The following is a 224-nucleotide window of genomic DNA, read 5'->3' on the forward strand; positions in this document are numbered from 1 at the left end:
GCAACCCCTGACGCCACATAAACACACTGTTTACCTTGCCGTAATGTGTGGTGGCTTGTTTCAGCAAATACGCGTAAAGCATGTCTGGGCTATTACAGTACTCAGCTAAATGCGCATCGATGTGTTCACCACAACGCGCGTAAAAATCATTGTGCCTCAACACCTGCGGACGGCGGTCAAATTCGCTGACCAGTCCAAACTCTCCATGTAACCAGTCCCAAAAG

1 pseudogene is annotated in these 224 nt (G+C 49.1%); it reads right to left on the reverse strand.

The annotated features are described in order from the left end of the window. Positions 1-224 (reverse strand): annotated as a pseudogene (locus NLF92_RS13990) (exonuclease domain-containing protein); the annotation flags it as partial.

This window comes from Opacimonas viscosa, assembly GCF_024199005.1.
In the GTDB taxonomy this organism is placed as follows: Bacteria; Pseudomonadota; Gammaproteobacteria; order Enterobacterales; family Alteromonadaceae; genus Opacimonas; species Opacimonas viscosa.